Source organism: Lacticaseibacillus rhamnosus (assembly GCF_900636965.1).
In the GTDB taxonomy this organism is placed as follows: Bacteria; Bacillota; Bacilli; order Lactobacillales; family Lactobacillaceae; genus Lacticaseibacillus; species Lacticaseibacillus rhamnosus.
This window is the reverse complement of sequence record NZ_LR134331.1, coordinates 2,414,990-2,438,633: the sequence shown is the minus strand read 5'-3', so window position 1 is coordinate 2,438,633 and position 23,644 is coordinate 2,414,990. Positions and strand designations below refer to the sequence as shown.

Sequence of the window (23,644 nt, the reverse complement as noted above, 5' to 3'; positions counted from 1 at the left end):
AAGAGCTTACGGCTGTTCTTTTAGTTCGGCAAAACCAAAGATGGCAAAGATAATGCTGAACGCCTCAGTTAGTGGTTTTATGAGCAGACCTATATAAAAGCCGATTAAAGAAACAACAGATCGGTTTGATGCTGCTCTGGCGGTGTTTAATGACGCTGCACCATCGAAACTCAAGACGAGTAAAACTGTGCTTAATCCAACAGCTAACAGAATTAATAGCAGTCGGTGTGCCGTACCTTTGATCCAAGTATGGTAATCAGGATAATGCGTTGCCATCACGACTAAATTAATTAATAGTGCCAAAAATAGCCATCCAATAGTCTTAGAATTGCTCGATGTGATCTGTACTGCCCAAATGGCCAAAATCAGTAAGATATTCAAAAAGTATGTAATTTGGAAGTACTTTTGGTAACGCTGTGCTTGTTTGCTGATGGTCTCATAATGTTGCACGATATCTTGATCCTCCCTAAGTAATTGATCCAACGAAATTTGATATAAATCACTGATACTAACCAAGGTGCTAATATCAGGAAAACTACGCCCATTCTCCCAGCTGGAAATGGTTTTGGCTGAAACATGTAATTGCGTACCAACCTGCATCTGGGTTAAATGATGTTGCTGGCGAGCCTGTTTCAGTTTGTCACTAAATTGCATTTTCTCTTCACCACCTGTTCTCATTGTTAAAGCAGATCTAAAAAGGTACAAGGATTTTTTACTCAGGAAGACTCTAAGATTCGTAGAGTTGTTGATATGACGGGATTCTGGGCGGATGCTAGTTTGTCTTTTTGTGGGCCGCGAACTGACGGCATGTAGGTTAGTTTGAACTTTTTGTCACAGTAGTGCAAAAAACTCGAAGTGAGTTCGGCAGGTTTTTGCCGTTCTCGCTTCGAGTTAAAAGAGACATTTTGAAGTTTATTGCTAACAAGCCCAAGTTGACATGGAAATTTTTAATGCGTTTTTACCAGCGATCCTGCCATCGCTCCGAGCAAACAGCGGAACGATTTGCCTAGCTGCTGGCGATGATGCTTGTCTAATTCGTGAAAGGCATGTAGATAGTGGCGCCAGTGGTTTTTGGTTTTGGCTAAATCGTCTAAGGTGATGGCGTTGCCGCTTCGAAGCATGGTGTATAAGGCGTCAACGGTGATGGCGGTCGCTTTGGTGTCCAAACCCGCCAACCATAGCGCAAAAGTTTTCTGAAAATAGCGCGATATCCAAGTGGTCGTTGGCAGCCGGGCGAAAGTATGGTCAGCGATATTCCAGGTGAGGACGTCATGCTGGCCGAAAAGTTTGACGTGACTTTTAACAACTTCAAAGTTAGTTGCCGGATCGAGACTGACCCCAATGAGTGAACTTTGGGGAACGAGTTTGGTGACGCGATCACGGTGGTTGGGATCGAGTGGGACGCCACTTGGCCCATCGAAGCTGTATACATGCGCGATTTGATCAGCAAGCGGTTGCGGCAAGTTGTCAAAAGCGTAAATGGCGAGACTGCCGCCTTTAGAATGTCCGGTCAGATAGTAGGTGCCGGGATGGCGGCTAATTTGCCGGGTCAAGTAGCTCAGAGCACGGCGCTGGGCAGGAATGGTGGGCATGAAGCTCATGTTAAGATCTTCCTTCCAGCCGACTAACTTGTTGGTGGTTCCGCGAAAACTCACGCAGTAAACATGCGGCGCCAAGGTGAAGGTGATGGCACCAAAATCTTCTTCATTACGGTGACTGCAGGTCTCAAGCCAATTGGTCCAAGTCACCCGCGCAAACCGTGCACTTTGCCGCATCGCTTGTAACATTGCTTGATGCGTCGGAATTGCCCAAGTCGTTAAAGTTGCCTTGTTCAGTCGGCTGCTATCATTCAGATCAGCAAAACGCGCGTAAGGTTGGCCGATGAGGTAGTTAAAATTCAAATAACCCAGTTGTGCAAAAAGACCGGCATCCAACTCAGTTAATCGTGTCTGTTGAAAAGGCGCTAAATTGAGGCGTTGCGGGTAATCAGCAATTGAAGGCATGGCAATACTCCTAGTTCTTGAATAACATTTTTAGTCACTATCCTAAGTGTAACCGGTTTACGTGAATAACGTATGTAATTTGCATTGACTTTGGTTTTTTTAAGGTTATTTTTAAAGTTGTTATAGTTAACTAACTAAGCTGCGTATGGTCACTAGCTTTGATCATGCTATATTGATGACGGAGGTGTCGACATGCCAGATCTAGCTCAGTCAACATTCATTTTGCCGCAAGACGCGACATTGACCATCGCACAAGCAGCATTGAAGCAAAAAATTCATAATTTTATCATGGCTAATTATCAAGCCGACAAAACGCATTTGCTCATCGTTTCAGGCGATGCCGGTTCCGGGAAAAGCGTGGTGTTAGACGCGGCCTTTGCACAACTGCAACAAGCCGCGCGTGCAGGAGTCGGACCGCTGGCAGGCACTGATAATAAACTGCTTGTGAACCATAATGAAATGTTGAAGATTTACAAAGAAATAGCCGGTGCCAAGTCCTATTTTCGCAAAAAGGACTTTATGAAGCCGACACCTTTTATTAATGCCTATCGAAAAGCCGGCAAGCGTGCCGATATTGTTTTTATTGACGAAGGACACTTGTTGCTGACAGCGCCAGACCCGTACAACAATTTTCGGGATGCTAATCAATTGACTGACATTTTACAATTGGCGCGATTGGTTGTGCTGGTGTTTGATTTTCATCAACTAGTTAAACTTAAAAGCTTTTGGACGCAGGCTTTGCTGAAGCGAATCACCAGCGGCTATTCGGTGGCGCATTTTCAACTAACTGAACAAATGCGGGTGGGGGATGCTGCGGTCAATAATTGGATTGATCAGTTTGTTCGCGGGCGCATCACCCCGCTGCCGCATCCGGAGAAGTTTGATTTTCGGGTTTTCGCCGATGGTCAGCCAATGTATCGCCTAATCCAGCAACGTGATGCGGAAGTTGGGTTGTCACGATTGATTGCAACAGCTGATTATCCGTTTACGGTGCTGGATAAGAAGACCTGGTATGTCACGGCTGGTTCATTGCGGCTGCCGTGGGATAAAATTAATTTTACCGATCGGCCATGGGCACAACGACCGGAGACCTTACATGAAGTTGGCTCGATTTACACGATTCAAGGGTTCGATTTGAATTATGCCGGGGTTATTTTAGGGCCGAGTCTTGGCTACAATGCAGAGAAGGATCGTTTGACCGTCAACCTTAGCCAATATCAGGACAAAGAAGCATTCAAAAAACGCCCTGATTTAGCGGATACGCAAGCCGCTAAAATTGCGATTGTCATGAATGCTATTAATATTTTGCTGAAACGGGCTAAGTATGGCTTGTATTTATATGCTGCAGATCCGGCGTTACGGCAGCGACTACTTCAAGCGCATGATTTAGGAAGAGAATAAAGTCGCTTCGGAGAGATATGTAACTGCTTAAATACTGAATGAAACCGTTGGCGCCATCGCTAGGAGAACGTGGAAAAGGCTATAAAAATAATTATTAAACTAATTGAGCAATTAAAGACTTTACGTTATTCTAAAGGTGGTTCAAATCTCAAAATAGGAGTGGTTGACATGGCTGAAAAGTATACAGCAGAAATTGTGCCATTGAATGCAGAGAAGATCGGTACTAAGGCCCATGGTACTGCCGAGTTCACTGTTGACGGGGCGCAGTTGCGTATTCATATTGAGATGTTTGATACACCTGCAAACGTCCAGCATTGGGAACACTTCCATGGTTTTCCGGATGGCAAGCCGGCTGAAATAGCCACCGCGGCCCAAGATGCTAATGGTGACGGCTTTGTTGATTTACCTGAAACGGAACCGGTTTCCGGTACAACGATGGTCCCGTTTGATGCCGAGCCTGCTAAAATGCACGTACCCAATGACAGCTATCCAGTAGCCGATGCTGACGGGCACTATGCTTATGACAAGCTCGTGGATTTAAAAGAGCTGCAGAAGGCGTTCAAGGCAGCATTTGGTAGTGAAGATTTGCAATTGGATAAACGGGTTGTTTACATTCATGGGGTTCCGGACAGTTTGGAACTTCCAGATACGGTTAAAGGAACCGTCATGAACTATGATGCACACGTAACATTGCCAATTGCCGTGGGTAAAATTGTCCGCGCTTAGTAGCAAAATATAATTTAATAACGTAGGTTGTTCCCGATCTGTCTGAGCGTTTCCAGCTTAGTCAGATCGGGATTTTTTGTGGTGTAAATTCCAATCCCTAGCAATTACTGAATGGTCGTTCATATATTCGCTAATAATTATCATTTAAGAAGTAATATACCGGAGAAAACTTTATTTATAAAATAACAATTATTATAGTTCCGTTTACGCAGTTCATCTTGTTACGCTTAATTCAGCAACAAGTGAAAAACGTAACATGAAAGGAGGCACCCGATTGCCTAGGAAATGGATTCATATGCTGATGATACTGCTGATGCTGGTCACGCAAATTGGCAGTACCGCGGTCCCGGTAGCTGAAAGCGCTCAGACTAATCCGAAGCACGATGTCCGGGATGCGTCAGTGCAGCCGAGCACTCGTTCTGCCGCATCCGAAGCTGCTGAGTTTGATTTGGAAGCAGCGGCTAGTGCGCCATCAACCAGCGCGGCCGCCAAGCAAGCGACTACAAAAGATCGGCAGCACATCCAGCTAGAAGCAGGAAAATCCTGGCATGGCGATGGTCACACGTTAACTTACAACTTTGACGTTCAACGGTCTGAAATTCAGGTTAAGTTGATTTTAGCCAAGCCACAGGATCAAACGGGGCAGCAAGTCGTCAAGTTCGCTAATGCCCAAGGATTCACGTCCCAGCCTGCACATACTAACGGTGAAATAACGCGCCGGCTTGCAGAGAAAACGGCAGAAAAAGGTGAGTACCTTTTAACCAAAAAGCTGCCAGATACGAAGCAGCAAGCAGCTAGTGTGAAACTCAGTCTGGATGGATTTAATGACGCTGCTCAGGTATTAGCGCTTGATGTCGACTTGCAGCTGCCTGCGCGTCTGGTTAACGATGATGTGCAGGAACCGGCTGCACTCAGCAAAGATGCGCACAGTCTGATTTTACCGCCGTCTGCACTTGGGACGATTAAAATTCACGCAACCAAAGCTGATGGCGCCGCACTATCGGATGAAGAGGCGCAAATTTATCGCAAACAGAGTAGTAGTACTCGTTCAAAATACGGATCACGTTGGGCGATGGAGAATGGCGTTTCATCAGATTATGTGTCGCGTTCTGATGCCACCGCCATTATTTTTAAAGATGCGGTTCAAAATTCCAATGGCCCCTCTAACCTGCTAGATGCCAAGATCAAAGTGGATATTGATCATGTCGGCTCAGCAAGCGATCTTGATGGGAACCGCTTTGAGATTGGTGCTTATGTTGAACTAACAGGTATTCGCGTCCGTCCAGTCGAATGGAGGGATACTCCTCAGGACGTCGGCATCGACTTTTCCAACAACTTCTTTTCCGGGATGTCATTTGCCAATGTTTTGTACTATGACTGGCGCGTGATTTTTTATGACAAGGCAACTAGACAGCGGTTGAACTTTATCCCGCAAAGTGAGGCCAATCAAAATTCGACCCTGACGTTTACCTCGTTGAATCCTGGTGAGTTTGTCTGGACGGAGCAGGCGGGGATGACGCCCACTTATGACGATCGGTTTATCACGGATTGGCAATTTGAGGAAGGAACCTGGATCACCTCAGATAAAGCGACATTTGAAACCCAAAAACTGGGCGCTCGCGGAGATGAACAGCGCGGCTATACCTCACAGACCTGGGGAAACTGGGTCGATCCAATTGATCACGAGAATATGACGGAATGGGAAGATCGACTAGGTGCGCCAACATTTGGGCGTGGTGCCGTTGCGTTTACTTTAAACGGTACCAGCCACACCTTTAGACGCGGCACTTATTCCAACGGCGGCGGCACTTGGGTTGCCAATGGGAGTGGACAAATCGAGTTGATTGACCCAAATGTCACCAACAACAAAAGCGTGAGCGCAAATGCCGAAGCCGGTGGCGGGGCCGAGGAAGATAAGACCGGCACCATCTGGACCGCAAATGATTTAGACGATCAGGTGGTCAATCAGCATTACAACGGCGAGCCATTTTACTACTACATTAACCAGGAAGTCTACAGTATGGGCGATTACGTGGTGAAGCCGACCAAAATTGTTGTGACGGACCTGCTACCGGAGCATGTCGAGTTGATTCCGGACAATAACAACAGTCCCCCAACTTATCAAAAAGCGTTCCAGCTCTTTAATGCAACTGATCCGGATGCGGTTAGCCAAGATCGGAAAATGGCGCTGACTGAGGACGTGTCGGATTTTGTCGTGACGCAAGAAGGCGATCGGCAGCGAATCACGCTGACAATCGGACGTGAGGATGTGCAGAAAATTCATTTTCATAGCGGCTTTTTCTCGCTTCGATTGAAGGTGCGGCCAACAAAGGATCCGGACACACTGACAAAACGGCTTACGCTGGTCAATCAAGCGACCGTTAAATTTTTCGACACTGAGGAACGTTACAGCAAGGAAACCAACGCGGTGCAGGTTCATCTTGATCCGGCAGGCAGGTTTCCAGCTGAATTTACCAAGAAAAACCAGTATGGCGCAGTGGTGCCGGGTAGTCGGTTTGTCTTGAAGCAAGGAGACACTCAACTGCAAACAGCAACTGCCGATTCGCAGGGGAAAGTCTCATTTGGAACGCTAAAACCCGGCGACTATCAGGTAAGCGAAATCGCCGCTGCCGGTCACGAGTTACAGACCGAATTTGATTTAAAAGTGGCAGCTGACGGTACTGTGACAGTCGGCCGCAACGGCGAGATTTGGCCAGACACCACGGTGATCAACCAACTGAAACCCACCGAACTTGAGTTGATCAAAATTGAAAAAGGTAAAAACAAACTCGCCAATGCAAGTTTTGCCTTATACCGCGGCAATCAAACCACCCCTGTTGCACAAGGAACGACCGATGAAAATGGCCAGCTGCGATTCACACATCAGTTGACCCCGGGAACTTATCGCTTAACGGAAACCAAAGCGCCTGCCGGATTTGATCGGCTGAACGGATCGTTTACCTTCAAGATTAACGCGCATGGCACAATGGTAGATCTTGCGTATAGTGGCAGCGATTTGAGCAGTGATGAGTATGGGTTTGAATTTATCCCTGATGCAGGGGACAAGTTGAATCGGATTCGCTTCACACTGACGAACCATTCGTTGGAAACACTCCTACCAAAAACCGGGGGTAGCGGTATCTTACTGTTTGTCATGGTCGCAATCAGTGCGTGTGGCGGCGGCTGGCTGCTTTACCTGTATTTGAAGCGAAAGGAGGCCCATTAAGATGCGACGATTTTATTGGTGGCTTGCCCCGTTGCTTCTATTGATTGGTATCGTGCTTGGCAACACACCACAATGGGTTCACGCGGCTGATCAAACTGCCGAGATTGTGATCCATAAGCGAATTTATCGGGATATTCGCCAACCGGAAGACGTTTGGTATGAAAATGACGGTCATCGGATTGACCCGAATAACCCGGATAAAGATGGCTACAAATTATTAAGCAAAACCAGCGGGCTGAATGGCGCTAACTTTGAGGTCTATGATGCCAGCTCCTTATTGAAACCGAATATGACCCCTGAAGCAATTCGGGCTTTAGTTGATCGTTATCAGAATATGACGCGTAAGCAAGCACTGAAATTTGCCCGGGCCAACCTGAAATTAGCCGGTCAAGGGAACAAAGGCATCGGCCTGATGAATACAAAAACCGATCCAACACTCGGTGAAGATGGGATCAGCCGAATAACCGTTTCTGTCGATCAACAGGCACCGACTAAAGCTTATCTGATGATCGAGGTGGCACCGGATCCTTCAACCGAACTCAATGTGGACTTAGAGCGCAAAAGTTCGCCGATGTTAGTTGTTTTTCCCGTCACAGATCCTATCAGTGACAACCCGCTCCGGACTGTTCATCTGTATCCGAAAAATGTCGGTTATGTCCGCGATCCGTATTTCTTCAAGTTCGGCGTGCACCCTGATGGTACGAGTAAACGGTTAGCCGGTGCGATCTTTGCTATTTACCGAATTGAGAATGGTAAGAAGCTTTATCTCGATATGTCGCCAGTAACCGACTTGCGCAACAAATGGGTGAGCACTACTGATCCGTTGCATGATGACCGCGTGAACAAATTTGTTTCCGATCAAGATGGGCTAGTCAATACAGGCGAACGCTTTTTACCCGCCGGAGAATATTTCTTTGAAGAATTGCAAGGCGTTCCCGGCTATGAAGTGGATGCTAAAAGCCGCGCGATCAAAATCGAGATTCCTGATTCATGGGAAGACGAAGAGGGCAACCGGCGCTTTGTGTTAATTGACGGCCAGCCGATGCAGGAAAACTTTGGCGGGGTGGTGACACCGGAAATGATCAGTAGCGGCTACCCACGAGTTTATAACTATGCCGATAAGCAGGCGCCGACAACCGGTGATCAAACCGCGGGGCCATCAACGACCCAGCTTGGCAATCACGGGCAGGATACGAACGGCACCGGAACGCATCCGTCTAAGCGTCAATCCGGTTATTTACCGGCTATGTCCGATTGGCGCAATTTACGCTTTGTCCTTTTAGGGAGTCTGTTACTACTACTGGCCACTTACTTCTTCATTAAAAATAAGAAAGCGAGGCACCACGCATGCAAGTAACGTTTAAAAAGATCGGGCACAGTCTCTTGGCAGCACTGATGCTCATGAGCTTCCTTCTGCCGCTGCTCAGTGCCGGCAAAACCGTACATGCCGCGACAACAACTGTGGATTTCACGCTGCACAAAATCGAACAAACCAGTGACGAACAGATTCAAAATACCGGGCACGACCTTGGACTGACCGGACGCAAACCGGTGCAAGGCGCCCAATTTAAAATTTTCAACGTGACGGATGCTTTTTACCAATTATTGGAAAATCATGATAAGACAACCGCTGCGAGCATGATATCGCAAAACCTGGGTCAATATGTGAATCTCCAGGATCCTAATGCCGCAGCTGTCACGACTGATGCAGACGGCTTGGCGGCATTCAAAGGATTAGCCGCCAAAACCAATGGCCGGCATAGCGTGTACGCATTTCACGAAGCCGTGACCCCGCAACCGTATCAAAAAGCAGCAGATATGATCGTGAGTCTGCCAGTGCGGCATGATGACGGGACAGATCTGACCAACATTCATCTTTATCCTAAAGACAGTCTTGTTACCAAAAATCTGACGGAAATCAATGAACAAGCGGTGGCAACAAAAGATCTCCATGATGTCGCGGTTGGCGATGTGCTCACGTATCAGGTTCAGTTCCAGATTCCGCATGATATTGGCGCGCTGGCTGATCACAGTCAAGACACTTTTAAGTACAACCAATTTAAAGTGCTGGATTATATGACCAAGGAAGGCCTTACTTTTAAGGCATTGACGGCAATCACGGTTGACGGTCAGGACATTTTAAAGGCATTAACCGGAAAAATGGCCTTCATGACTTCCAATGATGCAGCTTGGCAACACACACACAACTATCCATTCGGGTTTGAACTGGACTTTCTAGGCGGGGTCGATCCCGATGCGGTACGAAACCTGTTGACCCAATATGCCGGCAAACGCGTGACCGTTGCCTACACCGGAATCGTCAATGAGAAAATGGTCCCAGACCAAAAAGTCAGTAACACGGCTGAAGTGAGCTTTGATCCTAACAGCAAGATTACCGTCGATGGTCCGGAAATCCAGACTGGCGGGATTCGGTTCTTCAAACACGAAGCCGGATCTTCCAAGAGTTTGGCCAACGCGACTTTCATCTTACAGCGAATGAACGGCAATGTGCGCGAATATGCAGTTCTTGAAGGCGTTAACGGTATGGTCGGAACCTACCAACCGACCAAGATTACCTGGACAACGAATCAAGACGCGGCAACGAAACTCAAGACCAGTGGAGCCGAGACAGCCAACTTAACCATTCAAGGGCTGTTGCCAGGGCGATATACCTTGGTTGAAACCGCGGCACCAGAAGGCTATGAAATTCTCGATCCGACAACAGATTTTGAAGTCATTGCCGGTACTTGGGGTACGAAAACGATTCGCATCGCCAACACGCCGGTGAATCAATTATTGCCAATGACAGGCGGAATCGGACTCTTCGCCTTCCTGATGATCGGGGCCATCTTAATGGGTGGCGGTCACCTAATGAAGAAAAAGACCAGCAAGAAAGTCTAATAGCCTATGACAAAAAAAGCGTCGGGGACAAGCCGATTGTTACGCTGGTTCGTCATCTTACTTTTCACTGCGGGGGCCGCGTGTTTCTGCTATCCGTTCGCGGCAACGGCGATTAATGAATTGCTACTAACCAGTCGCCGAGCAGCAGCACAGCAAGAAGCCAAGCAAAATGCCGCTGTCCAAGATGAGCAACGGGCAGAGGAGAACCGTGCACTTGCCCAGACTGGTTTGCGCCCGGGACAGGATCCGTTTCAAAGCAGGCAAAAGTTTAACCAAGCCTATGTGAAACGGCATCTGATCGGGCGAGTGGTTATCCCGAAATTAGCGGTGGACCTGCCCCTTTTTGACACCACCAACAACACGTTGTTAGATCAAGGGGCAGTGGTGTTACCAGGTACTAGCTATCCGCGGGGAGGCAAGAACACGCATACAGTTGTTTCGGCACACGGCGGCTTACCCACTAAACGCTTTTTCACCGATCTAAACAAGTTGAAACGGGGGCAGAAGTTCTTCCTCCAAGTCAACGGCAAAAAGATGGCGTATCAGGTCTTTCGGATCAAAACCGTGCGGCCGGATGAAACCCAGAGCCTACGCATTGAACCGGGACGCGATTTGGCCACGTTAATGACCTGTACCCCGTATATGATCAACTCCCACCGCATACTAGTGACCGGCAAACGGGTACCTTATACCGAATCACTTGAGCACGCCGCCGAGTCTGCTGATCACTGGCGCTTGTGGTTAAGTATCGCGGTTGTCGTCGGAGTGCTGGGACTGGCATTGCTGAGTTTCTATCTGGCTCGGCGCTATCTTCGCCGGCCGCGGGCGTAATCAGAAAAGAGAATGTTAGAAATAAGGAAGTTCGCCGTTGTGCAGGGATAGTTCTGTGGACGGCGGGCTTTTTTGTGTTTCGAGCAAGGGGGATGTATCGGGTTGGCAGAGCTTGCAAACAACTAAGAGTTGCTAACTATCCGGTTGCAAATTGTCTTGGTGAAGGGGTGATAAACGTACATAAAAAGGCAAGCAATGAGCTCAGATATATGAATGTAGGTACGACATTGTTGAAAACATTTATGAGCATTATGTGCCTAAGCTTAATCAGTGCAACCCGGTCGAATGTAAACGTCGTGAAAATGCAAATAATCGTCAATCTTAAAAAATAACTAACGGTTTTTAAGCGATTTGCGACGTTAATTTTTTATTGGGCAAATGAGCGAGTTCATCTGCTATCTTGATGTGGGAGGAAGTCAACAGGTTTAACGAATAACGCTTTTGGTGGATTGATTTTTGGCCCATAAGAAATCTTGGTTGAATCTACAAAATCCTATTGCCTTAATTGAAGTCTAAACAAAATCCGGAGTGTGCAGGGGCTGCTTAACTTGTGCCTCCGGATTTTTGATATCGTAAGTTTTGTGGAGAGGGTAAGATGAGAAAAAGACTGGTTATTTTGGGATCAATTTTGTTAAGTTTTGTCGGCTTGTATGCTTTGTTAACTAGTTATCAATCGGCGACAACAACAACGGCAAAAGCGACAGCAAAAGAATATAAAGTTGTCAGGCAAAAGGATTTGGTGTTAAGCGGCGTTGTTAGAGCAGAGGAAATCAAGGTCTTGGACTCGACAAGCCCCGAAAATGTGAAGATCAAAAATGGGGAGCATATTACAAAAGGACAAGTGATTTACCAAACAGGGTATACTACGCCAATTTCTGGCACATTTATCGTTAAGGAAGATGGCTCATATGCTGTTGCAAGTGACGCGAAGTATATCGATGCCTCCGTAACCGAGCTAGACCGCCACTTAATTTTGCAAGGTATGCAGGTAAAAGTGGCCAACATTGATGGGTCTAAAAAGTATGATTGTGTCGTAAAAAAAGTTGACGTTTTACCGTCAAGTGAAGAAAGCATCACCAAGTATCGACTTCAGGTACCCATTCAAGGAGTTAATGTTGGCGTACACATGGATATCAATATTCCTTATAGCAGCGTCTTGATCCCTGGAAAATTCGAAGATAAGGGGCAAATCCTCATCAAGAAATCCAATTCCAAAGCCTTCAAAAAGCGAAAGATCAATATCATAAGAACGATGGGACTAAAATATGCTTCAATCGCGGAGGTGCCGGTTGGATCCGTTTTGAAGGAGGTCGCAAAATGATTTCACTTCAGAATATCAATAAGACATATTTTTTGAAGAAAAAAGGTCGAGGACAACAAGTACTTCGAAATATCAATCTGGACGTTGATGACGGTGAATTTTTAGCCATAGTTGGTCCGTCCGGTTCCGGTAAATCGACACTGCTACGAATTATTGGCATGTTGGATAATGAATACACCGGCACTTATCAATTTAACAAACAAATCATCGGCGATCTGAGTGACGATATTGTTTCCGAAATTCGTAATCATCGGGTTGGTTTTATTTTCCAAAACTTTGAACTGCTTGCCAGATATACTGTTGGCGAAAATATCAAGCTGCCTTTACTTTATGGAAAAGATCGCGATGATCCAGATAATCACGTTTTAGAACTTCTGGAGATGGTTGGACTCCAGGATAAAATTGACGAGTATCCAGCTAGTCTATCCGGTGGGCAGCAGCAAAGAGTGGCAATAGCGCGATCACTCATTTTGAACCCTAGCCTTATCATAGCCGATGAGCCAACAGGAGCTTTGGATACCACCATGTCCAAAAAAATATTGCAGATACTGTTAAAAGTCAGTGGCCAGGGAAGAACTGTTATTATGGTCACCCATTCACCAGAAGCTGCCAGTTTTGCCAGTCGTCAAGTCAAGATTGTTGACGGTGTACTGACGGAAATATGAGGGTAGAAATGTGAAAATCAAGTTTTTACTGAAGGAACTAGTAAATTCCTTATGTGCAAATAAACGGCAAACTTTATTGACAATGGGATCGCTGATGATTGGAATCATGAGCATATTGCTTGTGCTCGGTCTGGGAAATGGCGTTCAGGATTCAATATCTAGGCAGATTGCTGATGTGACTGGAGGAGAAAAAGGGTTCATCGTCAGCTTCATTTCAAAGCAAGATGGTTATGGATTCACGGAAAAAGATCAAGAACGACTGGAAGGGCTTACTTCTGTCAAAAAGGTCTCGTTGAAGAACGATGCTACGGTCAACGATGCCATTTTGAAATTTAATGGTACTGGTAAGCACGAGCAAATCACGTATGATCAGATTTCAGAAAAAACTCTAAGTACAACTAAGGATATTTCATTAATTGCGGGGCGAAAATTAACATCTTTGACTAAAAATGGCGTGAGAACAATTGCCATAAAAAAGGAGCTAGCCAGTAAGCTCATGCACGCTGGAAATATACTCGGAAAACAAGTTAGCGTAAACGGAACAAATTATGATATCGCATCGATTTATGAAGGCGTTGTGGAGACTCCAGATGTTTTGATGTCGCGACAAGCGTATTTAATGACTAGAGGATTGAAAGATCAGTCAAACCGGATTAAGGTCACTTATCGCTCCAGTAGATTAAGGACTGAAAGGGCGGTTATGAATTATTTGAACAAATACGGTGACAACAGTTCGATGGGAAGATATCAGCTATTGAATGTGCAACAAATAGTCAGTCAGTTAAATAGAAATACTTCTTTGGCTACAGATTTGATTGCAGGGGTTGCCGGTATATCGCTAATCGTTGCGGGGTTTGGCATCATGGGTTCAACGTATTCTTCTATTGCCGAACGAAAAAATGAAATCGGCCTTCGACGTGCTTTTGGAGCCAAGCGAAAAGATATCAGAAACCAATTCATGGCGGAAGGGTTGCTTATGACGATCACCGCATCCATTATCTCTGTTGTATTAGTTAAAGCCGCTAGTTTAATGTTGGGGCGATCGTTGGGCATCCCCATTATCATTACTTGGAATAACATGTTAGTAGCGGTGCTAATACCCAATATTATCGGGATGATTTTCACCTTTTTTCCGGCTATGTCAGCTTCAAAAAAGAATGTGTTAGATCTATTGAGGTAACGAGCTATTAATTTTACCAAAGTAGAAAATTCAATAGTATCCGTGGCAACCGTTGGCGTAATGTAAATTCTTTAATGATTGGGAAGATGCAGAATTGAATAAAAATTGTACTTTGATTTATTTACGGATTTTCATTTAGGTTGATGGCGCGGGTTGCAATGAGAGCTATTTGTCGGATAAAAAAATAGGATCTAGGATGAGCTCTTAAAACTGAAAGGAGGGCAAGGTAAGCGATTATTAAGCTATTAACCTTGCTGTAAATGAAATGAGAAAAAGTGATTGGTTTATATTGGCATTGACTTTGATCGAGATGCTGGCCACATTCTTACTGCGCGATTCGCTAAGTTTAGTGATGCTGGTTTTTTTAGTCATCTTAATCCCCTTAGTCCTAATGGCCTTTTTGGGAGGACGTGTGTTATTTCATTACAACGACAAGTTTTCATTTTTTAACACTTTTGTAGTTGCAGCAACAAGCACTATTATTAGTCTTCCATTTTCTATGATATTTCCTTGGCAGGCGGTAATTGAAGAAGGCTCTATAATTAGGGTTAATCCAAATATAAGTGCCATCACCTCAACGTTAATTATCCAGTATTTACTAGTTTCAGTTGTATTTCTCTTTTGTAGTCTATTAAACAAAAATAAATGAGACCAGTCTATTGATTGCGAGAAAGATCTAAGTTGTCCATTGTCTTGGATGGGTTCGATTTGATCGTAAACCGGTGCCTTTTAATGGATACATTTGAGGAACAGGAATACTTATCGCTCGTGATTATGAACGCTGTGCATAAGCTTCCGCCAATTATCAGGTAGTACGCCGATTAGTTGGCGGATTTTTGGTTGGCTACAGAATAAAAATGGTTTAATGACTATAAATGCTTAGTTGATTGTATTTCTTTAAAGCTTTTGCAAAACTAATTGTCTCCATTTTAATAACATGTGTATTGTTAGCAGTCATCTTAGTTGAAATGATAAACTTATTGTGACGATATTTAAAAAGTAATATTTGGAGGCATGGGGATGCGGGTAAAACAACTGATTATGAAGATTCTGATTGCGAGTCTTGCGATGACAGCAGTAGTGGGACTGCCAAGAGGTCAGGTTAAGCCAAAAACGATGTCGCTTTCAGCTCGGCAAACAATTCAAACACACGCGGCACAGAAGACCATCGCATTATTTCAACAAATGGCCGTCTTTCCGGATGGCAGCCAACGCCCACTTGCTGGCGGCGTTTTTGCTTTTTACCGTTTTGACATACGGGGACGGAAGCAATATCGCATGAAAAATGGGCAGTGGCGGCTTATTGGCAATCCGCTGACAACTAAGGGCGTTTATCTTGCGCAAGCCGATCATTTGGGTGTGGTTGGCGTAACGGGAAAGCTGACAAATGGGCATTTTTACAGTGAACGGCTGCGTCTGCCAGAAAGATACGCAGTCAAATTGCCGCTGCCGGTTAAAGTTCACGTCAATCAGGGACATGTTACTGTTAACGGTCAACCGGTGGGCCAAAATAGAGCATTGCCGCGAATCTATGCCTTACGGGTGGCGGTGGAGAGGCAATAAGGTATTTGTTGAGCGGAATTTACGAGGGGAAGCAGTGCAACGCATTTTTGATCGCTAAATATATCAGAAATTGAAAAAACGTTCTGATTCCTTACAGGCGTTCTATTTTTCTCACTGTTTGTTTTGATGAATGAGTCCGGGTTCTTATTTTCGTTATATATCAAACGTTATGTAATCTGTATTTGGCAAAAATTCCGTGCATGCTTTTTGACACAAAATGCGAATCATGTATAATCTGCATCAACAAAGGCTTAGATAGCATTTTATAAAACAATTGATAAACGCGGAGCAAAGCCGTATTCGAGAAGCGTATCTTTTTTAAGCTAACAATTGATGCGGTCTTGAAGTCTGGGGACACGATGATGCTATAGCGGCTGTTAGAAAGCGTGCAACGATAATTGTTCAAGAACTGTGGTGGTCACGCGGCAAGGTAAGCACCGCGTAGGCAGCTTGGAATAGGCATCATTGTAGCTTCTTTGGAAAGCTATTTGGTTAACCAGTAGAAAGAATGACATCTATTCAAATTACGGGTTCAACAAAGACTAAATATTGAAAGAAGTTGAAGCGACATGAAACAACACCGTAACTTCGCAACCGCTCTTGCAGGAGCAATGAGTGTGGGATTTATCCTTGCCAAGTTATCGAACATTCCTTTTAAGTGGTGGATTTACGTTGGCGGTGTCTGTGGCTCCTTCCTCGGAGAATGGTTGTTCGTCACACGCAAAGCAAAGCGTAAACATAAGCACGCTGCTTAAAGTTAAGAGTCAGTAATTAAACATCGGCTTGTCATACCAATTAAAATGCGTAGACAACTTAACCTTGACGAAACGAGAGAGCTCTTTGTAAAAATTGTTGATGATGCCATTGTTCTCCGCGCATTGCCAACATCTGATGAATGGGCAGACTTGTTTAAAAATACACCCTGTATAGATGTTACCAGAACCGAATAACCCGCTTGACTTTTCCCGACACCCCGCATACAATCACTTCATCAAGTCATAGTAGCGGCTCACAGAGATCAGGACGTTTGCTGAAAGTTCTGAATGGCTCGCGAATCCAAGCTTGAACTGAAGATTGACGAAATTAAATAGTAAAAAAGCGCAAAGCACGGCTTTGAACGAGAATGGTACCGCCTTAACGGGTGTCTCGATCAAGGCGGTGCTTTTTTAATATTCTGGTAATCGGCGGTAAGTGGAGGTAGCGATGGTGAAGCGGATGCTGCATTGTAAACGGTTAGTTGTCAAAATAGGGACGAGTAGTTTGATTCATCAAAATGGCAAGGTTAATTTGCAGACCATAGATCGGCTGGCGTATACGTTGGCGGCTTTGACGAATCAAGGCTATGAGCTGGTTTTAGTCACGTCTGGTGCGATTGGGGTGGGCATGGCCAAGCTTGGTGTGACGGTGCGGCCTGCCGAAATTGCTCAGCAGCAGGCGTTGGCGGCGATTGGTCAATCAGAGTTAATGACGTTGTATACGCAAAGGTTTAGCGATTATGGCGCTAAAATTGGCCAGTTGTTGTTAACACATGACGTTTTTGATTATCCGCAAACTCGGCAGCATGTTTTGGATACCATCGATGCTTTGCTGAAGCGGCAGGTGATTCCAATCATTAATGAAAATGATAGCGTCGCGGTTGATGAATTGGATCATCGTACGACTTTTGGCGACAATGACCAACTTTCCGCCTTGGTCGCGAAGCAAATCGGAGCAGACTTACTGGTGGTGCTTTCCGATATTGACGGGCTTTATGATCGCGATCCTAATCGCCATGCAAACGCCGCCTTGATCCCGGAAATCACTCATGTGTCCGCTAAAATTTTGGCTGGTGCAGGGGGCAGTTCAACCCGGTTTGGAACCGGGGGAATGGTGACGAAGCTTAAGGCGGCGCAAGTGATGATGCGAGCAGGGAAGCACATGGTTTTAACGAGTGGGCGTGACCCACGCATTATTTTGCGAGTCGTTGCCGGCGAGTCAGTGGGGACATGGTTCGGGGCAGAACTTGAGCCTGTGCCATCTGAAGTTCACGCGGCTAACTGATGTTTAACGAGGTTGCTGAACGAACAGTCTTTAAAAAATGAACGGTTGCGCCTGTCAGGGTACAAGGAGGACGATTAAAAATGGATGTCACCACGATTGATCTGGAACAAATGGGCCGAGCAGCAAAGGCCGCGGCGACTGTCTTGAGCCAGTTGACGACCGCACAGAAAAATGCCGGGTTGTTGGCCATGGCTACGGCTCTTGAAACGCATACGGAAACAATTTTGGAAGCTAATCATGAAGATCTAAAAGCGGCAGCAAGCTTGCCGGCTAAGTTCACGGATCGACTGGTGCTGACCGCCGAGCGAATTGCTGACATGGCAGCAGGGGTTCGCCAAGTTGCCGCCTTACCTGATCCAACCGCCCAGACGGATAAGGCCTGGGTGAATCACGCAGGACTGAATATTGCGCAAAAACGGGTACCTTTAGGGGTGGTCGGGATGATTTATGAGGCTCGGCCAAATGTAACCGTTGATGCTGCTGCGTTAACTTTTAAAAGTGGCAATGCGGTCATTCTCCGTGGCGGTAAAGAGGCGCTGCACAGCAATTTGGCCTTGGCGACTGTTTTACAGGCTGCATTGACCGCACAAGGATTGCCAAAAGACGCGATTCAATTAATCACGGACCCGAAGCGAGAAGTCGCGAATCAGATGATGCACCTGAATGGCTATATTGATGTACTGATTCCGCGTGGTGGCCGGGGGTTAATTAAAGCAGTCGTTGAACAGGCCACCGTACCGGTCATTGAAACCGGGGCGGGCAATTGTCACATTTATGTTGATGCGCATGCGCAAGCCCAGATGGCAATCGACATTGTTGTCAACGCCAAAGTTCAGCGGCCGTCTGTTTGCAATGCGGCCGAGAAACTTTTAATCCACGCTGATGTTGCAAACGAGCAGCTGCCTTTAATTGCTGCGGCACTGCAAGCGCATGGTGTCGAATTGCGCGGTGATGAACGGGCGCGGGCAATTGTGCCGAACATGCAGGTCGCCACGGAAGAAGACTGGGATACCGAATATAACGACTTAATTATGGCGGTCAAGGTGGTGGATTCCGAGGAAGAAGCGATTGCGCATATCAACGCACACAACACGAAGCACAGCGAGGCCATCATTACAGATAACTACCAAAATAGTCAGCAATTCCTCCAACAGGTAGATGCGGCTGTTGTCTATGTGAATGCCTCAACTCGGTTTACAGACGGCTTCGAGTTTGGTTTCGGCGCGGAGATCGGTATTAGTACGCAAAAATTACACGCACGCGGACCAATGGGGTTAGCGGCGTTGACGACGATTAAGTATCAGGTGCTGGGTAACGGACAGGTACGCGAAGGTTAGTTCAAAAATTAGCGAAAACGCAGGCAAGCACAGTGTCTTTTCAACGTGCTTGCCTGCGTTTTTTGGTGTTACCGCGATACCCACTTTTTTATCGTAGACTGGTGAAAACCGAAGATGACCATCGTTAACATGAGGGCTAACACGCCACATGCAGGAAATCCCCATAAACCGCCAGCAGCATCCATGACACTGCCGGCGTATAGACTGCCAATCGGGGTTGATCCTTGATTGAGCAAAACGTAAACACTCATAATCCGCCCGCGCAGTTGATTGGGAATGCCAAATTGAAACGAGGCGTTGGACTGGTTCAGGAAAACCATGTTACAAAAGCCGATGAGAACCATGAGCAGCATGGCAAGCCAGTAGACATGAATGAACAGCATGGACGACTGAATCAAGGCCGTGCCAACTGCTACGGCCAAATAAAGATCCCGGCGCAGGCCGAAGCTGGCAAGATAACTCATGAGAAAAGCTGCTACCAGTGAGCCGACACCAGTAGCAGACAAAAGGCTAGCATAACCTTGAGCGCCGCGGTGCAAAACCTCCTCGGCATAGATCGGGATGATGACGTTATTGTTGAAGTTTAATGTACAGATGACCAGCATCAATTCAGCACTGAGTTTCACGTCTGCATGATGCAAGATATAACTTAACCCTTCCCGAATATCTAATAAGATGTGGCGTGAACGATGACTGGCAATAGGATGATCTTGGTGAATCATTAACAAACCGGCAATAATCGCCACATAACTAAGCGTATCAATCAGAAAACACGGTGCCACGCCCAGCGTCACCATTAAGATACCTGCCAGTGACGGACCGGCAATTTTAGCCAAATTGAAAATGGATGAGTTTAGCGAAATGCCATTAATTAAATCTTTTTTGCCTACAAGTTCAATAACATATGATTGCCGCGTTGGCGTATCGAAACTCTGAAGGATGCCATAGCCCAAGGCAATCGCGAGAATCTGCCAATACTGGACGATCTTCAAATAGGTGATCAACGTCATCGTAGCACCCAACAGTAAAAAGCCGAATTGGGTAAACAAAAGAATTTGTCGCTTGGGGTAGCGATCAATCAATGTTCCGGCGACCAAAGTCAGCGCCATGATCGGAACAAACTGTGCCGCCGCTAGCAAACCAACTAGAAAAGCGGATTTTGTCATTTGATAGACAAGCCAGGTTTGCGTTGTTCGCTGAATCCAGGTTCCCATAACGGAAATACATTGGCCCGTCCAAAATCGACGAAAGTTCTTTGAACGCAGCGAAGAAAAGGTTGCTGCGAAAACGTGTCGGTTCATTTGATCATCACCTTGCCTTGAGACTTAAATGCTTCTTAAGCGTTAGTCTTTCTTAGAATGATGTCAATAGAAATATTAATGACTAGGAATTCTTAAAATCATAGAAAGTATAAATGGCGTTTGGGTTGGCGCAATTTTTAGTCTGGAGACAGGGAACGAACGAGCTTGCAGGAGTGGGCATTATGAACAAAATATTAGAAAATTTGTATAATTGATCGTTTATGTTGACGATAAAATATTCACCTTGATAATCTAATATCAACCCAGCAGGAGCAGGTGGAATATTGGTTGTGCTGGGTTGCGCTTTCCGAGACGCGTTCACAGGGCGAGAAACCTGTGTGTAAGGACCTTGGTGCAATGGTCAAACTCGGGCCATTACGCTTAAGACCACTTACACTCCGGTTTCTAAGCAGCCCTGCTCACGCTCCATAACGCGTTCGCAGGGCCAGAAACCTGCGTGTAAGGACCTCAGTCGCAATGGCCAAACCCGGGCCATCACGCCTGAGGCCACTTACACTCCGGTTTCTAAGCGGCCCTGCTCACGCTCACTATACAAGGAGGTTTTGGTGATGAAACATGCAAAATCAGGAATGACTGTTTTGTGCCAGGCTAATGGCAATATGGAATATGATTTTATTGTCCGGATCGAGAAATGTTATGAGAATTCAGCTTTGGTGACGATTTTGGATTATGACCCCCGAGATAAGTTTAATGTTCAGGACTTGGTGGGCCGGACGGTGATTGCGTTTAAGCGGATGAAGCAGAGTAACCGTGACCGGCTTGAGTCTGACTTTGATCAGCCAATGCAAAGAGATGTTGGCTAACATATCAATGGTAAGTGTTGAAACGGTGAGAAAGCTTTAGCGTTGATATGCCGGGAATGAACGTTAGTCTGGGAAGTTCTGATACCTTTTTTTGCTCGTGTGGTTGAAACGGGACCAATAAGGGTGTATAAATGCTTCTTGTGATACAAAAACAAGTGCCAAGTCATGGTACAATTAGTAAAGGTGGTTAAGAGGAATCATGTTATTTGCAGCACATCTTCGTGATTATGAAGTCGTTGGTCAATATACGGATAAGTGGGGACACCGGCACGATTCTTCGCGGGTCTGTCACCAGATGACCAAGAAAGAAGCGCGTGATGCGATGCAGCGGTATTTGTTGCAACATTACAGTGATTCGGTTGACCTGAATGCACCGATTAAGGTTAAAGTCCAGGTCGCCAAGTAAGCTCTTAACTATTGATGAAAATGGCGTTGGCAACAGCGCAAAGATAGTGCGTCTATCCCAGTCGAAATGCAGTGCGTCACGATTCCGTTTCAATAATTGTCATAACGCGCCTTCATTTTCCGATGATGACGGCTCGTGTTACGATGGTGACGGGAATGTGGCGGAAGATGCGTTGAAGGAGGTTTTTGTGTGTCACAAGAAATCGTTGTAGGCGATAAGGTCTCGGTACGAAAGACCAAAGATGTGCCATTGAGCTTCAAAGGCACGGTCGAAAAGCTTTATGCCAATGCAGCCATGTTGACGATTGACAGTTTTTCACCCGAAGATGCGTCAATGGTTGAAGATATGAAGAATAAGACAGTTGTGAACTACAAGCATATTAAAAAAGGCGGCAAAGCGGTTATTCCGCCAGCGCCTGAGGAAAAACGTCCCGGTGCACGGCACTAAAGGCGCATCATTAGTCATTAAAAGAAGGACCCTTGAATGCCGAACATTTCGGTGTTTAGGGGTCCTTTTGTATGAACTGCAGTATCCATATTGGCATCCGCAAATGAGATGACATGATATTGGGTGGTTGAAAATGTTGATTAGCGACATGATGGACAAGAGTACATAAGTATCTTTGACGATGTATTGACTCTTTTAGTTAATTGTTCGCATGCGCTAATGTTTGAGTGATAACCGCAATATATAACCTGAATTTATCATCAGTTTTTTGATAATCAAGCCCCGTTTGCGATTTAATCTCCTTTAAACGATATCTAATAGTATTTGGATGCGTGAACATTTGCTGGCTTGTTTTTTTGATTGACTCATTATTCTGAAAAAACAGCTTCAATGTTTTGAATAGATCTTGGTTTTTTAAAACTTCTTTCAATCGTTGTGTTGTTAGTTCTAAAGAAGCTGATTCTTGTATACCTTCAATAAGTGACCAAACAGCTACATCATTAAATTTTGTAACGGTATTTTTGTAGTTGAAAATTTGAGCCATTTTGATACTAAATACAGCCTCCTGATAGCATTTGTGAAGTTCTCTAGCTGGGTGAAGGGTTGAGATTCCAATATACAGCGCCTGATTTGAGATCTTTACTTGAGATGACAGTTGTAAGTGATGCAACAAAGAAACGTCCGATTCAAGTTTTGAGCCTGTAAATAATATCATAGTCGCACCGTCTGAATTCTCAAGAACAAAATAGCTCGAAAGTATTCGATTAGTAATAAAACTGCTAAAGATGGCGTGGAGTTGCCGACTTAGTGTAAATAAATCATGAATTCGATGATTAAGATTTGTCTGAGATGTGAGAGTGATTTGAATAACACAAGCATTTTGCTTATATAAATCAATACTTTTTACGCTTGAAATGTAGTCAAAATCACTATCGCGTGGTTTGTCTGTTCTTAGGAGATGTTCAAGGTCTAGTTCAGCCAAACGATTAACTTGACGGTCTTTAAAAAGCATCATATTAACGTCATTCATCAATTCTAAATATGTGATGTTTGATGACATTTTAAAAATTGGAAGAACATCCTCTTCTAAAAGAATATTTGAAAATTTTTGTGATGAAATTGGGGAAGTAACACATTTAATAATCAAGCAGCAAGCCTGGCTGATTTTTAGTTGAGATAAGAGTTCCTGTAACTGATTCTGCTCGGTTGGCAAAGTGTGCGATCCTGAAAGCACAATTTCGCCACCCCGTAGCCACTGCCGAACATTTGTGTTATCCATAATCGTAATTGCGCTAACAACGTGACCGGAAAGATTTGCTGAATTAACAGGCTTGAGTCGGCGAGATTGCGTTTTTAAAACTGATTCGAGATAAATCATGATTGAGGACCCCCTTTTTTGTGATGAAGGACAAATTAAAAAAATCGTTTTTGTAGTATACCACAAAAGCAAACGTTTACATATGTGATAGGCT

The 23,644-nt window shown here is 45.3% G+C and carries 19 protein-coding genes; 15 read left to right on the top strand and 4 right to left on the bottom strand.

The window, feature by feature from the left end:
• Nucleotides 1-6 precede the first annotated feature (6 nt).
• Together EL173_RS12165 and EL173_RS12160 are read right to left on the bottom strand one after the other, a co-directional pair.
• Nucleotides 7-654, bottom strand: a complete 648-nt coding sequence (locus EL173_RS12165; RefSeq protein WP_014571570.1) for a helix-turn-helix domain-containing protein — start codon at nucleotides 652-654, stop codon at nucleotides 7-9.
• A gap of 293 nt (nucleotides 655-947) precedes the next feature.
• Complete coding sequence (locus EL173_RS12160) at nucleotides 948-2,003, bottom strand: Mbeg1-like protein (protein WP_005692271.1); 1,056 nt, start codon at nucleotides 2,001-2,003, stop codon at nucleotides 948-950.
• Between the two features lie 192 nt (nucleotides 2,004-2,195).
• On the opposite strand from EL173_RS12160, the gene EL173_RS12155 reads away from it, so the two are divergent.
• From EL173_RS12155 to EL173_RS12085, 12 genes are all read left to right on the top strand, one after another.
• Nucleotides 2,196-3,404: a DUF2075 domain-containing protein gene (locus EL173_RS12155; protein ID WP_005692273.1), complete on the top strand. Its 1,209-nt coding sequence runs from the start codon at nucleotides 2,196-2,198 to the stop codon at nucleotides 3,402-3,404.
• A gap of 168 nt (nucleotides 3,405-3,572) precedes the next feature.
• Nucleotides 3,573-4,130 (top strand): hypothetical protein, encoded by a 558-nt coding sequence (locus EL173_RS12150; protein WP_014570066.1) that lies wholly within the window; start codon nucleotides 3,573-3,575, stop codon nucleotides 4,128-4,130.
• Between the two features lie 274 nt (nucleotides 4,131-4,404).
• The gene (locus tag EL173_RS12145) at nucleotides 4,405-7,356 is read left to right on the top strand and encodes an MSCRAMM family protein (RefSeq protein WP_015764705.1); all 2,952 of its coding nucleotides are present in this window, start codon (nucleotides 4,405-4,407) and stop codon (nucleotides 7,354-7,356) included.
• 1 nt (nucleotide 7,357) lies between these two features.
• Entirely contained in the window at nucleotides 7,358-8,713 is a 1,356-nt protein-coding gene (locus EL173_RS12140; protein WP_005692279.1) for a pilin N-terminal domain-containing protein, read from the top strand.
• Nucleotides 8,704-10,257, top strand: a complete 1,554-nt coding sequence (locus EL173_RS12135) for a SpaH/EbpB family LPXTG-anchored major pilin (RefSeq protein WP_005692280.1) — start codon at nucleotides 8,704-8,706, stop codon at nucleotides 10,255-10,257. Before EL173_RS12140 ends, EL173_RS12135 begins: the two co-directional genes overlap by 10 nt.
• 6 nt (nucleotides 10,258-10,263) lie before the next feature.
• Complete coding sequence (locus EL173_RS12130) at nucleotides 10,264-11,088, top strand: class C sortase (RefSeq protein WP_005692283.1); 825 nt, start codon at nucleotides 10,264-10,266, stop codon at nucleotides 11,086-11,088.
• Between the two features lie 595 nt (nucleotides 11,089-11,683).
• Nucleotides 11,684-12,409 carry a hypothetical protein gene (locus tag EL173_RS12120; RefSeq protein WP_005692288.1) on the top strand — a complete coding sequence of 242 codons (726 nt, stop codon included), beginning with the start codon at nucleotides 11,684-11,686 and terminating at the stop codon, nucleotides 12,407-12,409.
• Entirely contained in the window at nucleotides 12,406-13,074 is a 669-nt protein-coding gene (locus tag EL173_RS12115) for an ABC transporter ATP-binding protein (protein WP_005692290.1), read from the top strand. The genes EL173_RS12120 and EL173_RS12115 overlap by 4 nt, the downstream gene beginning before the upstream one ends.
• Nucleotides 13,075-13,084: 10 nt before the next feature.
• Nucleotides 13,085-14,254: an ABC transporter permease gene (locus EL173_RS12110; protein ID WP_015764703.1), complete on the top strand. Its 1,170-nt coding sequence runs from the start codon at nucleotides 13,085-13,087 to the stop codon at nucleotides 14,252-14,254.
• 1,020 nt (nucleotides 14,255-15,274) lie between these two features.
• A complete protein-coding gene (locus tag EL173_RS12100; RefSeq protein WP_014571567.1) occupies nucleotides 15,275-15,817 on the top strand; it encodes a hypothetical protein in 543 nt (180 codons plus the stop codon).
• A 1,203-nt stretch (nucleotides 15,818-17,020) separates the two neighbouring features.
• Nucleotides 17,021-17,857: a glutamate 5-kinase gene (gene proB / locus EL173_RS12090; RefSeq protein WP_005692297.1), complete on the top strand. Its 837-nt coding sequence runs from the start codon at nucleotides 17,021-17,023 to the stop codon at nucleotides 17,855-17,857.
• 80 nt (nucleotides 17,858-17,937) lie between these two features.
• Nucleotides 17,938-19,194 carry a glutamate-5-semialdehyde dehydrogenase gene (locus EL173_RS12085; protein ID WP_005692298.1) on the top strand — a complete coding sequence of 419 codons (1,257 nt, stop codon included), beginning with the start codon at nucleotides 17,938-17,940 and terminating at the stop codon, nucleotides 19,192-19,194.
• Between the two features lie 68 nt (nucleotides 19,195-19,262).
• Here EL173_RS12085 and EL173_RS12080 read toward each other — a convergent pair whose 3' ends face one another.
• Entirely contained in the window at nucleotides 19,263-20,495 is a 1,233-nt protein-coding gene (locus EL173_RS12080; RefSeq protein ID WP_015764702.1) for an MFS transporter, read from the bottom strand.
• A 569-nt stretch (nucleotides 20,496-21,064) separates the two neighbouring features.
• Between EL173_RS12080 and EL173_RS12070 the strand changes: the two genes are divergently transcribed.
• The 3 genes from EL173_RS12070 to EL173_RS12060 all read left to right on the top strand — a co-directional run bounded on the left by EL173_RS12070 (nucleotide 21,065) and on the right by EL173_RS12060 (nucleotide 22,172).
• Entirely contained in the window at nucleotides 21,065-21,319 is a 255-nt protein-coding gene (locus EL173_RS12070; protein WP_019728414.1) for a hypothetical protein, read from the top strand.
• A gap of 199 nt (nucleotides 21,320-21,518) precedes the next feature.
• Nucleotides 21,519-21,725 (top strand): hypothetical protein, encoded by a 207-nt coding sequence (locus EL173_RS12065; RefSeq protein WP_005686086.1) that lies wholly within the window; start codon nucleotides 21,519-21,521, stop codon nucleotides 21,723-21,725.
• Nucleotides 21,726-21,914: 189 nt separating this feature from the next.
• Nucleotides 21,915-22,172, top strand: a complete 258-nt coding sequence (locus EL173_RS12060) for a hypothetical protein (RefSeq protein ID WP_005686089.1) — start codon at nucleotides 21,915-21,917, stop codon at nucleotides 22,170-22,172.
• A 199-nt stretch (nucleotides 22,173-22,371) separates the two neighbouring features.
• Here the strand turns inward: EL173_RS12060 and EL173_RS12055 are convergent, their stop codons facing one another.
• Nucleotides 22,372-23,550: a helix-turn-helix domain-containing protein gene (locus tag EL173_RS12055; RefSeq protein ID WP_014571566.1), complete on the bottom strand. Its 1,179-nt coding sequence runs from the start codon at nucleotides 23,548-23,550 to the stop codon at nucleotides 22,372-22,374.
• Nucleotides 23,551-23,644: the final 94 nt, after the last annotated feature.

Bases quoted from the DNA above. Each gene is read 5' to 3' on its own strand.
- EL173_RS12165 (WP_014571570.1), bottom strand. From the start codon at position 654: ATGCAATTTAGTGACAAACTGAAACAGGCTCGCCAGCAACATCATTTA.
- EL173_RS12160 (WP_005692271.1), bottom strand. From the start codon at position 2,003: ATGCCTTCAATTGCTGATTACCCGCAACGCCTCAATTTAGCGCCTTTT.
- EL173_RS12155 (WP_005692273.1), top strand. From the start codon at position 2,196: ATGCCAGATCTAGCTCAGTCAACATTCATTTTGCCGCAAGACGCGACA.
- EL173_RS12150 (WP_014570066.1), top strand. From the start codon at position 3,573: ATGGCTGAAAAGTATACAGCAGAAATTGTGCCATTGAATGCAGAGAAG.
- EL173_RS12140 (WP_005692279.1), top strand. From the start codon at position 7,358: ATGCGACGATTTTATTGGTGGCTTGCCCCGTTGCTTCTATTGATTGGT.
- EL173_RS12135 (WP_005692280.1), top strand. From the start codon at position 8,704: ATGCAAGTAACGTTTAAAAAGATCGGGCACAGTCTCTTGGCAGCACTG.
- EL173_RS12130 (WP_005692283.1), top strand. From the start codon at position 10,264: ATGACAAAAAAAGCGTCGGGGACAAGCCGATTGTTACGCTGGTTCGTC.
- EL173_RS12120 (WP_005692288.1), top strand. From the start codon at position 11,684: ATGAGAAAAAGACTGGTTATTTTGGGATCAATTTTGTTAAGTTTTGTC.
- EL173_RS12115 (WP_005692290.1), top strand. From the start codon at position 12,406: ATGATTTCACTTCAGAATATCAATAAGACATATTTTTTGAAGAAAAAA.
- EL173_RS12100 (WP_014571567.1), top strand. From the start codon at position 15,275: ATGCGGGTAAAACAACTGATTATGAAGATTCTGATTGCGAGTCTTGCG.
- proB (WP_005692297.1), top strand. From the start codon at position 17,021: ATGGTGAAGCGGATGCTGCATTGTAAACGGTTAGTTGTCAAAATAGGG.
- EL173_RS12085 (WP_005692298.1), top strand. From the start codon at position 17,938: ATGGATGTCACCACGATTGATCTGGAACAAATGGGCCGAGCAGCAAAG.
- EL173_RS12080 (WP_015764702.1), bottom strand. From the start codon at position 20,495: ATGAACCGACACGTTTTCGCAGCAACCTTTTCTTCGCTGCGTTCAAAG.
- EL173_RS12070 (WP_019728414.1), top strand. From the start codon at position 21,065: ATGAAACATGCAAAATCAGGAATGACTGTTTTGTGCCAGGCTAATGGC.
- EL173_RS12065 (WP_005686086.1), top strand. From the start codon at position 21,519: ATGTTATTTGCAGCACATCTTCGTGATTATGAAGTCGTTGGTCAATAT.
- EL173_RS12055 (WP_014571566.1), bottom strand. From the start codon at position 23,550: ATGATTTATCTCGAATCAGTTTTAAAAACGCAATCTCGCCGACTCAAG.